The 16,408-nt window shown below is 56.2% G+C and carries 15 protein-coding genes and 1 pseudogene; 6 read left to right on the top strand and 10 right to left on the bottom strand.

What is annotated here, in order from left to right; all coding sequences use genetic code 11:
- Window positions 1-208: 208 nt before the first annotated feature.
- The 7 genes from hisC to AB3175_RS01910 all read right to left on the bottom strand — a co-directional run bounded on the left by hisC (window position 209) and on the right by AB3175_RS01910 (window position 6,571).
- On the bottom strand, window positions 209-1,285 hold the full coding sequence (gene hisC / locus AB3175_RS01880; RefSeq protein ID WP_367359238.1) for a histidinol-phosphate transaminase: 1,077 nt from the start codon (window positions 1,283-1,285) through the stop codon (window positions 209-211).
- On the bottom strand, window positions 1,267-2,604 hold the full coding sequence (locus tag AB3175_RS01885; RefSeq protein ID WP_367359239.1) for a CCA tRNA nucleotidyltransferase: 1,338 nt from the start codon (window positions 2,602-2,604) through the stop codon (window positions 1,267-1,269). The genes hisC and AB3175_RS01885 overlap by 19 nt, the downstream gene beginning before the upstream one ends.
- On the bottom strand, window positions 2,588-3,874 hold the full coding sequence (gene thiC, locus AB3175_RS01890) for a phosphomethylpyrimidine synthase ThiC (protein ID WP_367359240.1): 1,287 nt from the start codon (window positions 3,872-3,874) through the stop codon (window positions 2,588-2,590). Before thiC ends, AB3175_RS01885 begins: the two co-directional genes overlap by 17 nt.
- A gap of 154 nt (window positions 3,875-4,028) precedes the next feature.
- On the bottom strand, window positions 4,029-4,871 hold the full coding sequence (gene thiD / locus AB3175_RS01895) for a bifunctional hydroxymethylpyrimidine kinase/phosphomethylpyrimidine kinase (RefSeq protein WP_367359241.1): 843 nt from the start codon (window positions 4,869-4,871) through the stop codon (window positions 4,029-4,031).
- 7 nt (window positions 4,872-4,878) lie between these two features.
- Window positions 4,879-5,550: a thiamine diphosphokinase gene (locus AB3175_RS01900; protein ID WP_367359242.1), complete on the bottom strand. Its 672-nt coding sequence runs from the start codon at window positions 5,548-5,550 to the stop codon at window positions 4,879-4,881.
- A 27-nt stretch (window positions 5,551-5,577) separates the two neighbouring features.
- Window positions 5,578-6,390 carry a TatD family hydrolase gene (locus tag AB3175_RS01905; RefSeq protein WP_367359243.1) on the bottom strand — a complete coding sequence of 271 codons (813 nt, stop codon included), beginning with the start codon at window positions 6,388-6,390 and terminating at the stop codon, window positions 5,578-5,580.
- A complete protein-coding gene (locus AB3175_RS01910; protein WP_367359244.1) occupies window positions 6,380-6,571 on the bottom strand; it encodes a hypothetical protein in 192 nt (63 codons plus the stop codon). The genes AB3175_RS01905 and AB3175_RS01910 overlap by 11 nt, the downstream gene beginning before the upstream one ends.
- A 188-nt stretch (window positions 6,572-6,759) precedes the next feature.
- On the opposite strand from AB3175_RS01910, the gene pgm reads away from it, so the two are divergent.
- Window positions 6,760-8,412, top strand: a complete 1,653-nt coding sequence (gene pgm, locus AB3175_RS01915; RefSeq protein WP_367359245.1) for a phosphoglucomutase (alpha-D-glucose-1,6-bisphosphate-dependent) — start codon at window positions 6,760-6,762, stop codon at window positions 8,410-8,412.
- Between the two features lie 126 nt (window positions 8,413-8,538).
- Here the strand turns inward: pgm and opp4C are convergent, their stop codons facing one another.
- The 3 genes from opp4C to AB3175_RS01930 all read right to left on the bottom strand — a co-directional run bounded on the left by opp4C (window position 8,539) and on the right by AB3175_RS01930 (window position 11,304).
- Entirely contained in the window at window positions 8,539-9,375 is an 837-nt protein-coding gene (gene opp4C / locus AB3175_RS01920) for an oligopeptide ABC transporter permease (protein WP_367359246.1), read from the bottom strand.
- Window positions 9,376-9,391: 16 nt separating this feature from the next.
- Entirely contained in the window at window positions 9,392-10,366 is a 975-nt protein-coding gene (locus AB3175_RS01925; protein WP_367359247.1) for an ABC transporter permease, read from the bottom strand.
- A gap of 143 nt (window positions 10,367-10,509) precedes the next feature.
- Complete coding sequence (locus tag AB3175_RS01930; protein ID WP_367359248.1) at window positions 10,510-11,304, bottom strand: sugar phosphate isomerase/epimerase family protein; 795 nt, start codon at window positions 11,302-11,304, stop codon at window positions 10,510-10,512.
- A gap of 191 nt (window positions 11,305-11,495) precedes the next feature.
- Between AB3175_RS01930 and rsfS the strand changes: the two genes are divergently transcribed.
- The 5 genes and pseudogenes from rsfS (at window position 11,496) to priA (ending at window position 16,358) form a co-directional block, all read left to right on the top strand.
- Entirely contained in the window at window positions 11,496-11,855 is a 360-nt protein-coding gene (rsfS, locus tag AB3175_RS01935; RefSeq protein WP_367359452.1) for a ribosome silencing factor, read from the top strand.
- Window positions 11,852-12,571: a ComF family protein gene (locus tag AB3175_RS01940; RefSeq protein ID WP_367359249.1), complete on the top strand. Its 720-nt coding sequence runs from the start codon at window positions 11,852-11,854 to the stop codon at window positions 12,569-12,571. Before rsfS ends, AB3175_RS01940 begins: the two co-directional genes overlap by 4 nt.
- Window positions 12,572-12,764: 193 nt before the next feature.
- Window positions 12,765-13,211: pseudogene (gene rfaE2, locus AB3175_RS01945) on the top strand (D-glycero-beta-D-manno-heptose 1-phosphate adenylyltransferase); the annotation flags it as partial.
- A gap of 99 nt (window positions 13,212-13,310) precedes the next feature.
- Window positions 13,311-13,679, top strand: coding sequence for an RNA polymerase-binding protein DksA (dksA, locus tag AB3175_RS01950; RefSeq protein ID WP_367359250.1), 369 nt, complete (start codon window positions 13,311-13,313; stop codon window positions 13,677-13,679).
- 255 nt (window positions 13,680-13,934) lie between these two features.
- Window positions 13,935-16,358 (top strand): primosomal protein N', encoded by a 2,424-nt coding sequence (gene priA, locus AB3175_RS01955; RefSeq protein WP_367359251.1) that lies wholly within the window; start codon window positions 13,935-13,937, stop codon window positions 16,356-16,358.
- Window positions 16,359-16,408: the final 50 nt, after the last annotated feature.

Genomic DNA, 16,408 nt, shown 5'->3' on the forward strand with positions numbered 1-16,408 from the left:
GTGCCATCGCGGCATATCGTCCATCCGGAGAATCCCCATCGCGTAAAGGGCTGCGCGGGCACGGGCACATGTCCGGTCCGTTTCCAGCCCTTCCCTGCAGGAGATGCCCACTGGATTTTTCTTCAGACGATCGCCCGCCTGCCTTCAACAATCGTGCTGAAGGCCTTTCGGATGCCCGCGTAGCGCTGACCAACAGGCTTCACGATTCTCAGGTTTCCGTGCAACAAAGCCTTGGCGTCTCTTCCAGCAGACGGGTCATGTCCTCCTTCGTTCCGATGGTGATGCGGACAAAATCTCGGATTCCCTCCACGTTGAAATAGCGGACCAGAATCCCTCGATTCTTGAGAGTCTCGTAAATATACTGTCCCGAAAGCCCTGTTTTGCGGGCAAAGACAAAATTCGCCCTGGAAGGCAGAACCTCCCAGCCCTGCGCATGAAGCGCATCCGAGAAAAAAGTCCGGGTCTCAACGATCCGGGATGTTTTTTCTGCAATCCACTCTTCGTCCTCCATGGCGATCTCGCCGATGGACTGTGTCAGTCGGCCGACCGTGTAGGAGTTGAAGGAATCCTTCGTCGTGAAAAGGGCCCGGATCAGATCCGGATTCCCGAAAGCGTATCCGAGCCTCAGACCTGCCAGTGAAAAGCTTTTGGAGCACGTCCTTGTGACGATGAGGTTTTCGTAATCGGCAATCATTCCAATGGCGCTTTGAGCTCCGAAATCGACATAAGCCTCGTCGATGACGACAACCCGGTCGGAAGGATAGCGATCCATCAGCGCCTTTATCCTGTCCAGTTCAAGGGCAACGCCTGTGGGCGCGTTGGGATTGGGAAAGATGATCCCGCAGGAAGGCTCCCCACCGTTTTCGATCATGGCCTCAAGATCCACGGAAAAATCCGGACGGAGGGGAATCCTCCGGTAGGGAACTTCATAAAAGTCACAGTAAACGGGGAAAAAACTGTACGTGAATTCCGGAAAGAGAAGCCTGCCGTACCGGCCGTCGAAAAAGGCGTACCAGACAAAGCTCAGGACTTCGTCGGAACCGTTTCCCACAAAAATGTGATCCTCGGACAGTCCATACTTCCCGGCCATTTTCCGGCGCAGGTTCAGCGACCAGGGATCTGGATAGAGGCGTAGCAGCGCCGGGTCGAATTCCCGCAGAAAAGCCTCGATGCGCGGAGACGGGGGATAAGGGCTCTCGTTGGTGTTGAGCTTCAGATACGAGCGGTCCCGTGGCTGTTCGCCCGGGACATAAGGGGTCAGGGACTTCAATCGTCGGGAAAACATGAGTCATCCTTCCTGGTCGGAACAGAGGACCAGTGGTCAATTACAAATCGGTGGGCCTCCTCCGGGGTTTTGATCGATCCGTTGAGCTGAGCCTCCTCCACGATGCGCAGCACCTTCCCGATGAGGGCTCCCTGAGGAAGGCCCATCTCCAGGAGATCCTTCCCGGAAAGCAGCCGAGGAAGCGTTCTCAGCTCATCGGCCCATTCCGCCTGCTTTTTCCGGCAATATTCATAGGATTCCAAGCTCCCATGGCTTGCCAGACAATCCAGGCGATGAAGTTCAAGATGGAGATCAAAACCGGTTTTCAGCAGAAAACGCTTCAACCGGCTGGGACGCATATTCTGCACATTCATGAAATTCATATGAAAGCGGATGAGATCCAGGATCGTTTCCCTGTCCGCCCGGGAAAATCTCAGACGGTGCAGGATGCTCTCCCCGAGAACACATCCCTGCCTGGCGTGGCCGAAGAAATGAATGCCGCTGTCGTCTTCTGTCTGCGTATCCGCCTTGCCTACGTCATGCAGGAGAACTCCCCAGGCGAGGCGGGCATCGGCGGGGCAACGCATCAGATCGAGCATTGTTACCGTGTGGGTCCAGACATCCCCTTCGGGATGATGCTTCGGAGGCTGCCGCACCCCCCGCAGGGCATCCACTTCAGGCAGAACCTGCGCAAGCAGGCTGCAGTCCGCGAGCAGCCGCATGCCATAACCCGCCCCGCCCCGGGTCAGTAGGAAGGTCAGTTCATCTGCAATACGTTCGGCGCTTACGGTCAGGATTTCGGCAGCATGATCCGAAATGGCCTGCCATGTGTTCTCTTCGATGGCAAAGCCGAGATTGGAGGCAAATCGCACGGCCCGGAGCATCCTCAGCGGATCTTCGGCAAAGCGGTCTTCGGGACTGCCCACGGCACGGATCAGTCTCCGCTTCAGGTCGTCCCGGCCCCCCACCTCATCGACAATCCGACCCGTTTCCGGATCCATCAGCAGGGCATTGACCGTAAAGTCCCTTCTGCGGACGTCTTCCCGATAACCGTGAGGGGATCGGTAGGTTGCCACCTGATAGGTGTTCCCCCTTTCAATAACCAGGAGAACGCCGAATCGAATCCCCACGGCGGCCGTATGGGAAAAGAGATTCCGCATGGCTTCCGGAGAGGCGGAGGTCACGATGTCGTAGTCAACCGCTTCCTCGCCGCGCAGAAAATCGCGGACACAGCCGCCCACCAGCCAGGCCTCATACCCGGCGCTCTTCAGTCGGCGGACAATGCCGGACGCCCCTTCGAGGCTTGGAGCGGAATATCCTTTTTCACTGGCGATGGGCATCCTTTTTCCCAAGCTTGATGGCGCAGAACTCACCGCACATGGTGCAGCCCTCCTCCTTCGCGCTTTCGCTCCGTTCCAGCCATGACCGGCTGCGTCCGGGATCGATGGAAAGTTCGATCTGACCTTCCCAGTTGAATTCGCTGCGATGCTTCGCCATCAGAGCATCCTTCTCCATGGCTCCGGGGTAGCCCTTGGCGATATCCGCAATATGAGCGGCAATCCGGGAGGCCATGATCCCTTCGTGGACGTCTTCCAGGTTCGGAAGACGCAGATGCTCCGAAGGGGTCACATAGCAGAGGAAATCCGCCCCGGCAGCCCCGGCAAGGGCTCCGCCTATTGCCGCGGTAATGTGGTCGTATCCCGGGGCGATGTCCGTCGGCAGAGGCCCCAGAACATAAAACGGGGCTCCTTCGCAGAGGCTTTTCTGCAGGGAGATGTTCGCTTCAATCTGGTAATAGGGAACGTGTCCCGGACCCTCAATCATGACCTGAACATCCTGCATGCGCGCCCTTCGGCACAGTTCCCCGAGAACGATGAGTTCCTGTACCTGGCCCCGGTCCGTCGCGTCGGCCAGGCATCCAGGACGGAGACCGTCACCCAGGCTGAGGACCATGTCGTAGCGGCGTGCTATTTCCAACAGACGGTCGTATTGGGCGTAAAGGGGATTTTCGGAATCGTTGTAATCCATCCAGCGAGCCGTAATGGAACCGCCCCGGCTGACGATGCCCAGCAGGCGGCCCTGGGCCTCGATCCGCCCCACGCTTTCGCGTGTCACCCCGCAATGAACGGTAATGAAATCCACGCCGTCCTCGCCGTTTTCTTCAATGGCCTGGAACAGATCATCCGCCGTCATTTCCATGATGGACTTGCGGCGATTCATGGCATTCGCCGCCGCCGAGTAGATGGGAACCGTTCCCACCGCCATGGGGGAGGCTTTCATGATGGCCTGGCGCATCGACCGGATATCTCCACCCGTGGAAAGATCCATCAGGGCGTCTGCGCCCGACGCCGTACAGGCCTCAACTTTCTTCAGCTCAAGAGCTACGTCTGCATGATCCTGAGACGTTCCGATATTGGCGTTGATTTTTGTGCGAAGCCCCCTGCCCACGGCCAGAGGAACAATACTGTTGTGGAGGTTGTTGCGGATGACGACAATGCTCCCCTCCTCGACCCCCCGTCGGATAACTTCCGGTGTAACCCCTTCCTTATCCGCACACAATTTCATTTCCTCGGTGGCTATCCCCAGCCTGGCCGCTTCCAACTGCGTCATCGTTTCCTTCTTTCCTCCTTAAAAAAACGCATCATCGATTTCCAGCACGGAATCGAATCTCTCCTATGCCCGGTCTGCACGAATGTATTCCGTCGCTGCCATCGATTACAAACGTCATGGCTTCCCCAACGACCGTTGCCGCGCCCGCCGTTCCTCACGGAATATCATCTTTGATCGATAAATGGAAGAAGCGGGTCGAGGGCATCAAAAAGGGGGCGGCATGATTCGTGGGTCCGTGTCCCTGCCCGATATGCCAGGCAAAGCGGATCACCTTGGAGATATAGGCCTTCGCTTCCCGGATCGATTCGAGCAGTGATGTTCCCCGCGCAAGGGCGGTGGCAATGGCAGCGGAATATGTGCAGCCAGTCCCGTGGCAGTCCGTTGTGGCTATGCGCTCGGACGTGAATTCGTAGAACCTGCTGCCGTCAAAAAGAATATCAGTGGCCGGGCCAGTCAGATGGCCTCCCTTGACGATCACGTTGGGAACACCCAGTTCCCGGATGTTCCGGGCTGCTTTCTTCATGTCCTCGACGGAGCCGATGGCCATGCCGGCGAGAACCTCAGCTTCCGGCACGTTGGGCGTCACGACGAGCGCGAGGGGAATAAGTTCCGAAACCAGGCTGTCCAGGGCTTCATCCCTGATAAGCCGCACTCCGCCCTTGGCCACCATGACCGGATCGACGACCAGCCGTTCAATTCCGTATCGGCGGATTTTCGCTGCAACGGCGCGAATGACGGCGGAGTTGACCAGCATGCCTGTCTTGGCGGCATCAACGCCGATGTCGGTTGCAACGGAATCAAACTGCTGTTCGATGAAGGGGATCGGCACTTCGAAGATGCCCTGAACGCCCAGGGTGTTCTGTGCCGTCAAGGCCGTGATGACACTCATCCCGAAACCGCCCAGTACGGTAATGGTCTTCAGGTCCGCCTGAATGCCCGCCCCTCCGCCGGAGTCCGATCCTGCGATGGTAAGGACGCGGGCCGGTTTTCTTTCCATCGTCTTCTCAGGCTCCTTCCGGGAAATGCCCCTTGCGGTAATAATGGATGACAAGAAGAATTCCATCGGCCAGTGAAATGAATCCCCGCTGGTCTGTCAGAACATTGCTGATCCCGTAGGGACGGCCGATTTCCATGGCGTTGTTTTCCAGGGGGTAGGCAAAGCCTCTCAGGGTGATCCCCGTCACCGCCGAAGAAAAAGGAAAAAGGGACACGGTCTGGCCTGCTTCTCCTTCCAGGACGCAGGAATCGCGAATCATGAGAATCTCGCACCATTCGTCAACAAGCCGTGTGGGGACCCCCTGATCCAGGGCGATTTTAAGAATGGACAGGTTGGCCAGGGTGTGATCGATCCGGCCACCCATTGCGCCGAAAATCCGGATCTCCTCGGGTTCCAGGGACAGGGCGTACTGCAGCGCAAGCTGTGTGTCTGTCTCATCCTTTTCCGGGGGATAACCGGATATTCTCGTTCCCCGCCGGACAAGATCCTCCGCCGTCTCTGGATCAAGGGAATCCATGTCGCCGATCACCACTTCCGGATCCACGTCGATCCTCAGGCAGTGTGCGGCCCCCACGTCGGCACAGATGATCCTGCATGGATCCAGATCGGAAATCCTCTCCCGGAACCAGGAATAATCGCGAATCTGACCGCCACAAATCACCGCGGCTCTCTTTTTCATGTTTCCTCTTCGTGCGGGTAAGACACGTCACTTTTTCGAAGACTCTACGTTCCTGTCCCTTCCCGTTGTCGATTCAAGATCGATCTTGAAAATCCTGCAGGCGTTTTGCGCCGTCATCTGTGCCAGCGCCTCAAAGGGCATGTTCTTGAGCTCCGCCACCCTCATCGCCGTGTATTTCACAAAGGCGGATTCATTTCGTTTTCCCCGATGGGGTTCCGGCGTCAGAAACGGGGCGTCCGTTTCAACCAGAAGCGATTCGGCGGGGACACGGCGGACGACATCGCGCAGGGTGTCTGATTTGGGAAAGGTGACCGTTCCCGGAATGGAGATATAAAAACCCAGATCCAGGCATTTCCGGGCCATGGCATAGTCGCCGGAAAAGCAGTGGATGACGCCTCTCCCGGAGCCCTTCCACGCGGACAGGAGCTCCATCGTTTCCCGATGGGCCTCCCGATCGTGAATCACAACGGGAAGGTTCAAGTCTTCCGCCAGTTCCAGCTGCTCCCCGAACCGACGGATCTGCACCTCTCTCGGAGAACGATTCTTGAAAAAATCCAATCCGATTTCGCCGTAGGCGACGACCTTGGGTCTCGCCGCCAAATCGAGCATGCGGTCATACGTCTTCGGGTCAATCCTCTTGACTTCATGGGGATGAATTCCCACCGCTGCGTAGACGCACTCGTACTGCGAGGCGATTTCCACCGCTTTGCAAGCGTCGTCAAGATCCGTTCCAATGGTGACAATGGCGGCAACCCCGGCTTCCTTCGCCCGGGCGATGACGTCCTTCCGGTCGTCATCAAAGTCCTTCATCTCAAGGTGAGCATGAGAGTCAATCATCATGTCGCTCGTTTTCCGACTCCTCTGTAATCTCCACGATGATCTCTTCCATGTTATCCGATACATCGGGAAGAGAATCCGTGTATGCCCTGAGTTCCTCGGGAGAAATATCCCTGTGCATCAGCATTTTGTCCAGAATTCTCCGGTCAATCTCTCCCCGAACGCCTTCCAACCTTTTTTCCATGTACAAAACCTCCGTCATCAGCCATCCTGAGCCCGTATTTTCGGCTGTTTTCTATAATATTTTTTACATTTCCGCAACTTATTCCTCTAACGTTCCATAATACGTCGCAGTCTCTCTAATTTATCTGGCGACTCCCTGTCAAGTGAGTTAATATGTTTTAAAAAGAACGACTACTCAGGAGGTGCCTTATGTCTCTTCATCCCTTGGCCGGAAAGCCGGTCCCACCTTCACTGCTGGCCAATATTCCCAAGCTCGTATCCTTGTATTATACAAACCATCCCGATGTGTCCCAGGCGGAACAGAGGGTCGCTTTCGGAACGTCCGGCCACCGCGGGACGCCTCGAAACGGGAGCTTTAACGAGGATCATATCCTGGCCGTTTGCCAGGCCATCTGTGATTACCGGAAGGAAATCGGGCTGACCGGCCCGCTTTATCTCGGCATGGATACACACGCCCTGTCAGAGCCGGCCTTCGCCACGGCCCTGGAAGTCCTGTCCGCCAACGGGGTCCTGGTGTGTATCCAGGCGGATGGTGGCTATACGCCGACTCCCGTCATTTCCCATGCCATTCTGACCTGGAACAGGGGCCGCACTTCGGATGTTGCCGACGGCATCGTCATTACGCCCTCCCATAATCCCCCTGTCGACGGGGGCATCAAATACAATCCGCCGCATGGCGGGCCTGCCGACACGACTGTCACCGCGGATATCGAAAAGCGGGCCAATGGCCTTCTGAGCGACGGCCTCAGGTCCATCCGACGAATTTCCCTGAACAAGGCCCTGAAGAGCGAAACGGTTCGTCAACATGATTACATCCAGCCCTACGTCGACGACCTGAACAATGTCCTCGACATGGACGCTATCGCGGCCGCCGGCCTCAGGATCGGGTCGGATCCCATGGGCGGCTCCGGGGTGTCCTTCTGGGCTCGCATCGCCGATCGCTATCGTCTCGATATCGAGGTGGTCAATCCGCGCGTGGACCCCACCTTTTCCTTTATGACCCTGGACAAGGACGGCAAGATCCGGATGGATTGCTCCTCTCCCTATGCCATGGCCAGGCTGATCGAACTGAAGGACCGCTTCGACATCGCCTTCGGAAACGATCCGGATTTCGACCGCCACGGGATCGTCACCCGCAGCGCCGGCCTCCTGAATCCAAATGCCTTTCTTTCCGTGGCCATCTGGTACCTCTTTTCGAACCGTCCGCAATGGGACCGCAAGGTCGCCATCGGCAAAACCCTTGTGTCCAGCGGAATGATCGACCGGATCGCCGCGTCTCTCAAGCGCAGGCTGTCTGAAGTTCCCGTGGGATTCAAATGGTTCGTTCCCGGATTGCTTTCCGGCGAATTCGGCTTTGGAGGAGAGGAAAGCGCCGGTGCGACCTTCCTTCGAAAGGACGGCACGGTTTGGACAACGGATAAGGACGGATTTATCATGGATCTTCTGGCGGCGGAAATCCTCGCTCGAACGCAACGCGATCCTGGTGAAATCTATGCCGAACTGACCGGGCGTTTTGGCATCTCCCTCTACGACCGCATGGACGTCGCCGCGTCGCCCGCCCGGAAGGCTGTTCTCAAGAAGCTTTCCCCCTCCCGGGTGTCCGCTTCCCAACTGGCGGGAGAACCCATCATTGCCACCCTGACGGAGGCTCCCGGAAATGGCGCCCCCATTGACGGTCTAAAAGTGGTGACAGAAAACGGCTGGTTTGCCGCCAGACCTTCAGGTACGGAAGACATTTACAAGATCTACCTGGAAAGCTTCAAGGGCAGAGAGCACCTTGAGCAGATCAGGGAAGAGGCCCAGGTGCTGATCAATGCCACCTTCAGCGCATCGGGGGTCTGAAGCAAGGCGGAGTACCAGGACGCCGCTGCCCGCTGTTTCTCGGCAATCGCCGGCCTGTCGCTTCTGCGATTGGGAGCCCGGCCGCTTCGCGCTTCGATCCGGAGCAGGAAGATGGCCCCGCCTGTGTCAACGCCGGCGCAGCCGGGGATCGAGGGAATCGCGGATGCCCTCTCCCAGGAGATTGTAGCCCAGCACCGTGAGGAGGATGGCCAGGCCGGGATAGAGGGAAAGCCACCAGGCAATGTCGATGTTGTCCTTTCCGGCGGTTAAAATGTTTCCCCAGCTTGGAGTGGGCGGTTGCACTCCGATGCCCAGGAAGCTCAGGGCCGATTCCGTCAGAATCGCCCCGGCAACGCCAAGGGTGGCCGTCACGAGAATGGAGGCCATGGCGTTGGGAAGCATGTGGCCGAAGATGATCCGCATATCGCTTGCCCCGATGGCCCGTGCCGCCAGGATGAAGTCGCGCTCTTTCAGCGAAATGAAATCCGCCCGGACCAGGCGTGTAATCCCCATCCAGCCGGTAATTCCGATGATGATCATGATGTTCCAGATGGAGGGCTCAAGTAGGGCGATAACGGCAAGAATCAGGAAAAACGTGGGAAAACAGAGCATGATGTCCACAAACCGCATGATGACAGAGTCGACCCAGCCACCGTAGTAACCGGAAACAGCCCCCAGGATCGTTCCGATCAGAATGGCGATGCCTGTGGCCACAAAGCCGACCTTAAGGGAGATTCCCGCCCCCCAGATCATCCGGCTGCACACATCCCTGCCCAGCTGATCCGTACCGAACCAGTGCTCGGCGGAGGGCGGCGCCAGGATATTCTTCAAGTCGATCGCATTGGGGTCGTACGGTGCCAGCCATGGCGCAAGGAGCGAAACAAAAAAGAGAAACAGCACCAGAACGCTCCCTGCAAGAGCCAGGCGGTTTTTGCGAAATCGGCGCCAGAAATCCTTGCCCATTCGAATAACATTCCTTTCAGGACACGCGAATCCGGGGATCAGCCAGGGCGTAACAGACGTCGGCCAGCAGGTTGCCGATCAGCGTCAGAATGGCCCCGCTAAAGAGAATCCCCATCACCGTCGGATAATCCCGAGCCATGACGGACATGTAAAAAAGCTGGCCCATGCCCGGGATGGCGAAAATCGTCTCAAAAATTACACTGCCGCCGATCAGGCCTGGTACGGACAGGCCCAGGATCGTGATGACCGGTAGAAGGGCGTTGCGGAGGGCATGCCTGTAGATGACCGCCCGCTCGCTTAACCCTTTCGCCCGTGCCGTCATGATGTAATCCTGACGGATCACCTCCAGCATGTTGGCCCTCATATACCGGGACAAACCGGCAAGGCCGCCGAAGGCGGAAAGAAAGACCGGAAGAATCAGGTGCTTCCCGAAATCCAGGAGCGCCGCACCCGGCGGAAGGTATTCGTAGTTCAAGGAGCGGATGCCGGAAACGGGAAGCCAGCCGAGTTGTATGCCGAAAAAAATCATGAGAAGGAGGGCAAGCCAGAAGGTTGGTGTGGCAAATCCAACGAAGACGAAAATGCTGGTGATCCGGTCGAACAACGTATCCTGGTGGACTGCGGAAAGCACGCCGAGCGGGATGGCTATGACAAAAATCAGAAGCAGGGACAGGACATTAAGCGTAATGGTAATCGGCAGCCGTTCCATGATCTTTTCCGCCACGGGACGGTGATCGGCGGAAAACGAAGTCCCCAGGTCGAAGACGAGGAGCTTTTTCGCCCAGATCAGATATTGCTGATGAAGGGGCTTGTCCAGGTCGTAGAGGGCCTTCAGCCTTTCCCTTGCTTCTGCGGAGGCTCTGGGGTTCATCTGGGTTTCCAGATCGGTGGGCAGGCCGGGTGCCAGGTGCATCACGAAAAAACAGATGATCGAAATCCCGATAAGCAGAGGAATCATGAAGAGCAGGCGTTTCAAAATATATCGAAGCACGGATTTCCTCTCCCTTGGTGAAATAACCCTGATTCGCTTTTCCCGGCTGCCTGCAATGCCTATCGGCCGGATCGGTCCTCAAATGCTCGGGGCTTCGACGCCATCCGCCACGGCGGCCCTTTTCTTCTGAAATGCCGGGGATGTCAAGCCAGTCCAAAAAGACGGTTTTTCTGCAGCGTTTCTACCGTTTTTAAAAAATGCGGCTCCGAATGCGCTTCGAGCGTCAGGATGGGTTTCTGGATGCATTCCCGAAGGAAGCAGAACAGCGGCTCAAAGGGAAACGTCCCCTCCCCCACGGGAAGATGCAGATCCCTGCACCCGTCATTGTCATGAAGATGAACCTCTGCCAGATATCCTCCCAGTTCCTTCAGCCAGACTTCAAGGGGGCAGCCTGAAAAGACATTGTAATGCCCCGTATCGAAGCAGAATCCGACCGTTCGGGAATTCAGTCCTCTAAGGAGAGTAAGGAGCTGGCGCGGTGTCTCCTCGTAGACATTTTCCAGTACGATCATCGTATTCAACTCCTCGGCCAGAGCGGCAAATGACTGCCACAGCGCCAGGCTGTTCTCCAGCCACTGCCCTTCCGTTGAGAGATAATAGCGGGAGTCAAAGGAGGGATGGCAGACAACACGGAGAGGACGAAATAGTGGAACCAGATCGAAGACTTGCAAGAGGCGGTCCCGGGATACCTCACGGATCCGGGGATCAATGGCGCCGGGCCTCAAATCCATGAACGGAGCATGAAACGTGACCTTCAAACCGGCATACCCGAGGCGTTCAGCCACCTCCTGAAAGCGGTCCCTCTTTGTTGTATCCAGAACGGCACAGTTGAATCCGATCTCGGGAGAGATCTTTTCCTCGACGATCCGATCGAGAAAATCACCATGAAGCATGCCAAAAGGGATGTGCACCTGCAAGTAATCTAGAATGTCACCCATAGAGGGTCCCATTATCACAACACACCCGTTATCACAACGACATATTCGAGCCACTTTCCAATTGACAGTTCCCCCTGGCTTTGTTAATTTTGCGCATATTACGGGATTTTTCCGTTCACTAAGGGGGGCATTCTTCCATTATCACCGAAACGAAAAACAGCGAGCCGGATTCAAGCTCAAAGGTTCTGATCATCGCCAACGCCATCCTGGAACGTAAAGCCGGGAGGCTCGTGATTCTAAACGTCAAGGACATATCGGCCTTTGCGGATTATTTCATCATCTGTGACGGCGCCTCCGACCGTCAGGTGCAGGCAATTGCCGACGCGGTGCAGGAGCGGATGAAAAAGTCCGGAATTCTCCCCCTGGGAGTGGAAGGGGAACAAGCCGGCAAGTGGATTCTCCTCGATTATACCGATGTCATTGTGCATGTATTCTACCAGCCGCTGAGGGAATTTTACGACCTGGAACGCCTCTGGGCCGATGCGCCGAGAATGGATGTTCCCGGTGAAGCCACGGAATTGAATAGCTTGAGCAACGGGATCGCATCTTGAATTCGTTCTTCAGGGGCCTTGTCGATCTTTTTTATCCCCCCCGTTGTCTTTCATGTAACGATCTTCTGATTTCCGGTGAGAGCGGCGGCTTCTGCCAGGAATGCTGGAGCCGGATTTCCTTTCTCTCGCCTCCCATGTGCCAGATATGCGGTGCCCCTCTGCCTTCCGGCGAGAACAGCGCGATCACATGCCCTCGATGTACCGAATCGCCTCCCCCCTTCCAGATCTGCCGTTCCATCGGGCGATACGAATCCGTCCTTCTGGAAGCCGTTCATGCCTTGAAATACCGGGGGGAAATCCCTGCCGGAATCGCCCTCGGGAAGATCCTTTCCTCCTGTGTCGGAGAGCATTTTCCAGTCCATGATTACGACCGGGTCATTCCGGTGCCGCTCCATGTGAAGCGCCTCAGAAAGAGGGGTTTCAACCAGTCTCTTATCCTGGCCAGGGCGATCGCCCGGGATTTTACTCTGACCCTTGATTTCCAGTCCCTGCGCAGACGCCGCCATACCGACCCTCAGATCGGCCTGGGAAGAAAACAACGGGAGGAAAATGTCCGGGAGGCTTTTGTGTGCGTCCGCGGCAAGGAGATAGAGAACTCGAAGATTCTTCTGATCGACGACGTCTACACAACGGGGAGCACCGTTACAGAATGCGCCCGTGTTCTTATCGAAGGCGGAGCACAGTCGGTGGCAGTGGCGACCGTTGCCAGGGCATGAGGTCTCCCGGGGCTGCCGAACCGGGTTCAAGGAATTTTGCCGGTGATCGACCCCCTTCCGATTCCCGCTGGAGAATTAATCCGCAGGGATCCTTCCCTTGGACGGAAGTGGGATGTGAGATGAACACGATTCTTTATGAGGAGAGCTTTTTGAAGTGGACAAGATACTCGACTGGAAAAACCTGAAAGACAACGTTGATGAACTGCGCCGTCAGGGGAAGAAAATCGCCTTTACCAACGGCTGCTTTGATATCCTTCATGTCGGGCATACCCGATATCTCCGGCAGGCACGCGAAAAGGGCGATGTCCTCATTCTGGCCTTGAACAGCGATGCCTCCGTCCGTCGGATCAAGGGGGAAAAAAGGCCGCTGATTCCACAGGATGAGCGGGCGGAGCTTCTTTCCTGCCTTGAATTTGTGGATTATGTCACTCTTTTCGACGAATCAACCCCCCTGAACCTCATCCTCTATCTGAAACCGGATGTGCTGATCAAGGGCGGAGACTGGCCGGAAGATCAGGTCGTGGGCCGCAGGGAGGTCCTGAGCTGGGGTGGAACCGTGTCGATCATCCCGGAAATTCCGGGCGCTTCCACCACGAACATTGTGGATAAGATTTTAGCGGTTTACCGAGATAAGCTATAATTTCGCTTTACAAATTTCCGTGATTTGTGTACAAACTGCGTTTCCGGTAATTTGACGTCTCCATCATCACCATACTGATATGAGTTTAAGGTAAGTGAAATGAGTTTATCATCTGAAAAACTTCAGTTTTTTCGAATGCTGCTGACCCAGAAGATTAATGAACTGCTTGAGGATGCCGAAAAGACCGTCGCGGATATGACGGACAGCAAGGAAAATTATCCGGATCCGACAGACAGGGCCTCTCTGGAATCCGACAGAAATTTTGAGCTCAGGATGCGCGATCGCGAGAGACGGCTCATTGCCAAAATGCAAGAGGCCATAAAGCGCATTGATGAAGGCGAATTCGGTGTCTGCGAGGTCTGCGGCGGACCGATCTCCGAAAAACGCCTCATAGCCAGACCGGTAACGACTCTTTGCATCGACTGTAAGACCCGGCAGGAAAAGCTCGAAAAGCTGAAGGGAGAATAGTCCGGCAGGTGTCATCATCCCTTTTGTCAACCCTATCTTTCAGGCTGCCTTTGTGCCGAATTTAACTCCCTTTTTATAACTAGTTCCCATCACATCCAATTTCCGATTCGATGGTGACATCGAAACACAAAGGCGCCGCCCTGAAAAACAGGCGATGACAAATCCCGTCGATGAACCGGCCAGGACCCCCATCAAGAGCGTTTTGAACCCGGCAGCATGTTTCAACGCCGGAATCCTCGTACATTCCCCCTGCTCATGTATGTAAAAATTGCGATCAACATCCCGGCGGACTCTCCGTTCACCTATTCCGTGCCGGATCCTCTCCGTGGATGTGCAGACGTGGGGAAGCGGGCGCTGGTTCCCTTCGGCTCGCGCAGGCTTACCGGATATATCGTGGGAGTTCTAGACGGGCCGGATGTCGACAATGTCCGCGACATCCTGGAAATTCTGGATACGGATCCCCTGTTCTCTTCCGACGATCTGGCCTTTTATTCCTGGGCTGCCTCCTATTATCATTACCCCCTGGGTAAAGCCCTTCACGAGATTCTTCCCGGGGGCATCAATCTGACGTCTGACAGGAGATACGTGGCGCTGGATGTTTCGGCCACTCCGCTAAATTCTCTTCCGGAAAGGCAGAAGAATATTTTGGAGCGGCTGAAGGCGTTGCCGAAAGGAATGTCCTTAAGCCGCCTGCAATCCCTCCTGGCCAATGGGCCGATCCGGAAAGATCTGTCCGCACTGGTTTCAGCAAATCTGGTGACGACCCTGGAATGCCTGAAATCGCCCGATGTTCGTAAAAAAACGGAACAGCTTGTTTCCCTCGCTGTCGGCAGACCCTCCAATGCGCGCCTCTCAGAACGTCAAAAGGAGATCGTCGCCTACCTTGAGCGTAAGGGGGCCGCCGGCGTCGATGAACTGCGGGCCTGCTTCGGTTCCCATTCCCCTGTCGTTCGCCAGCTTCTCAAAAAGGGCGTCGTTGCCCTTTCCCACCGGGAAGTTTACCGTTCATCGACGGAGCCCCGGGAGATGAGACCCGATCGGCAGATTCAGCTCAATGACGACCAGGTGGCCGCCGTCAACGCGTTAAAAGCCGGGCTGACCAGGAAGAAATTCCTCTCCTGTCTTCTTCATGGGGTAACGGGAAGCGGAAAGACGGAGGTCTATTTCTCGGCGATGGATCATGTGTTGGCCACCGGTGGTGGAGCGCTCTATCTCGTACCGGAAATAGGCCTTACTCCTCAACTGCTGCATCGTGTCCAGCAGCGCTTTCAAGGGGAGGAAATTGCCGTTCTTCACAGCGATATCGGAAGAGGAGTCCGCTACGACAACTGGCGCCGGATCCAGAAGGGGGAAATCCGGCTGGTCATCGGCGCCCGTTCGGCCGTCTTTGCTCCCGTACCCGATTTGAGGCTGATCATCGTTGATGAGGAGCATGACTCTTCCTATAAGCAGGATGTCAGGATGCGTTATTCCGCTCGGGATCTTGCCGTGGTTCGCGCCAAGATGAGTTCCGCCGTCGTTGTCCTGGGTTCGGCGACTCCGGACATCCGCAGCGTTTATTCGGTCCGCCGGGGAAAGTACACCTCCCTTTCCCTGCCCCGCCGGGTCGAAAACCGTCCGCTTCCAGAGGTGGAGGTTGTGGATATGAAGGTTCAGCGGGATGGAAATGGACAATTTCAAGTCCTTTCCGACGCCCTTCAATCGGCCCTGCATCGAACGTTTTCTGAAAGAAGACAGGCGATCCTGTTCCTGAACCGGAGAGGGTTTCACACCTTTCTGTTCTGTCCGGAATGCGGCAATGCCCTATCCTGCCCAAACTGCTCCGTATCCCTTACGCTTCACGCCAAGGCAAACCAGCTACGCTGCCACTACTGCGATTATTCCGTATCAACGCCTTCTTTTTGCCCGACGTGCCACGGACGGGACATCCAGTTTTTCGGAGCCGGGACCGAACGCCTTGAAGACGAGATCAAAATGACCTTTCCCCAGATACGGACCTCCAGGATGGACCGTGACACAACAACCGCCAGAGGAGCCCATGCCCGGATTCTCAGAGACTTTGACCGGCATGAAATTGACCTGCTTATTGGAACGCAGATGATTACCAAAGGCCACGATTTTTCCAATGTGACGCTGGTGGGCGTCATTTCAGCCGATACGTCCCTGAATCTCCCTGACTTCCGGGCTGCGGAACGAACCTTTCAGCTCCTTGCCCAGGTTTCAGGAAGAGGTGGCCGGGGGCCGGAAAAAGCTCAGGTCATCATCCAGACATTCAATCCCGACCACTACGCGATTCTGAGAGCGAAGGATCATGATTATTCCGGTTTTATCGAAGAGGAGCTCCGGATACGAAAATCCCTGAACTACCCACCCTTCTCCCGCATGATCAACCTTCAGCTCTCCAGCCTGAACCAGGACCGGGGGCGTCAGGAGGTGGACGAACTTGGCCGCAGGGCCAGGACCTGGAGCCGGAATCCCTCCGGGGGCGCCCCCGTTGTTGAAGTGATCGGTCCCGCGGAAGCGCCCATTGCGCGGATCAAAAACCGTCACCGCTGGCAGATTCTCCTCAAGAGCGACAACATCCATGCCCTTCATTCCCTGGCCCGCCACCTGATCCTTTCCGGTCAGACGAAGACGCTGGATATCAAGTTGGATGTAGACCCCATGAGCTTCATGTAATTTGAATTGACACACCGCATCCTTTTGTTTAAATTAATAGGTGTTAAGTC

Origin of the sequence: Syntrophus sp. (in: bacteria) (assembly GCF_040768185.1) — a bacterium.
GTDB classification, from domain to species: Bacteria; Desulfobacterota; Syntrophia; order Syntrophales; family Syntrophaceae; genus Syntrophus; species Syntrophus buswellii.

Bases quoted from the DNA above. Each gene is read 5' to 3' on its own strand.
- priA (WP_367359251.1), top strand. From the start codon at position 13,935: ATGTATGTAAAAATTGCGATCAACATCCCGGCGGACTCTCCGTTCACC.
- thiD (WP_367359241.1), bottom strand. From the start codon at position 4,871: ATGGAAAGAAAACCGGCCCGCGTCCTTACCATCGCAGGATCGGACTCC.
- hisC (WP_367359238.1), bottom strand. From the start codon at position 1,285: ATGTTTTCCCGACGATTGAAGTCCCTGACCCCTTATGTCCCGGGCGAA.
- dksA (WP_367359250.1), top strand. From the start codon at position 13,311: ATGAGTTTATCATCTGAAAAACTTCAGTTTTTTCGAATGCTGCTGACC.
- opp4C (WP_367359246.1), bottom strand. From the start codon at position 9,375: ATGGGCAAGGATTTCTGGCGCCGATTTCGCAAAAACCGCCTGGCTCTT.
- AB3175_RS01910 (WP_367359244.1), bottom strand. From the start codon at position 6,571: ATGGAAAAAAGGTTGGAAGGCGTTCGGGGAGAGATTGACCGGAGAATT.
- pgm (WP_367359245.1), top strand. From the start codon at position 6,760: ATGTCTCTTCATCCCTTGGCCGGAAAGCCGGTCCCACCTTCACTGCTG.
- thiC (WP_367359240.1), bottom strand. From the start codon at position 3,874: ATGACGCAGTTGGAAGCGGCCAGGCTGGGGATAGCCACCGAGGAAATG.
- AB3175_RS01905 (WP_367359243.1), bottom strand. From the start codon at position 6,390: ATGATGATTGACTCTCATGCTCACCTTGAGATGAAGGACTTTGATGAC.
- AB3175_RS01885 (WP_367359239.1), bottom strand. From the start codon at position 2,604: ATGCCCATCGCCAGTGAAAAAGGATATTCCGCTCCAAGCCTCGAAGGG.
- AB3175_RS01930 (WP_367359248.1), bottom strand. From the start codon at position 11,304: ATGGGTGACATTCTAGATTACTTGCAGGTGCACATCCCTTTTGGCATG.
- AB3175_RS01900 (WP_367359242.1), bottom strand. From the start codon at position 5,550: ATGAAAAAGAGAGCCGCGGTGATTTGTGGCGGTCAGATTCGCGATTAT.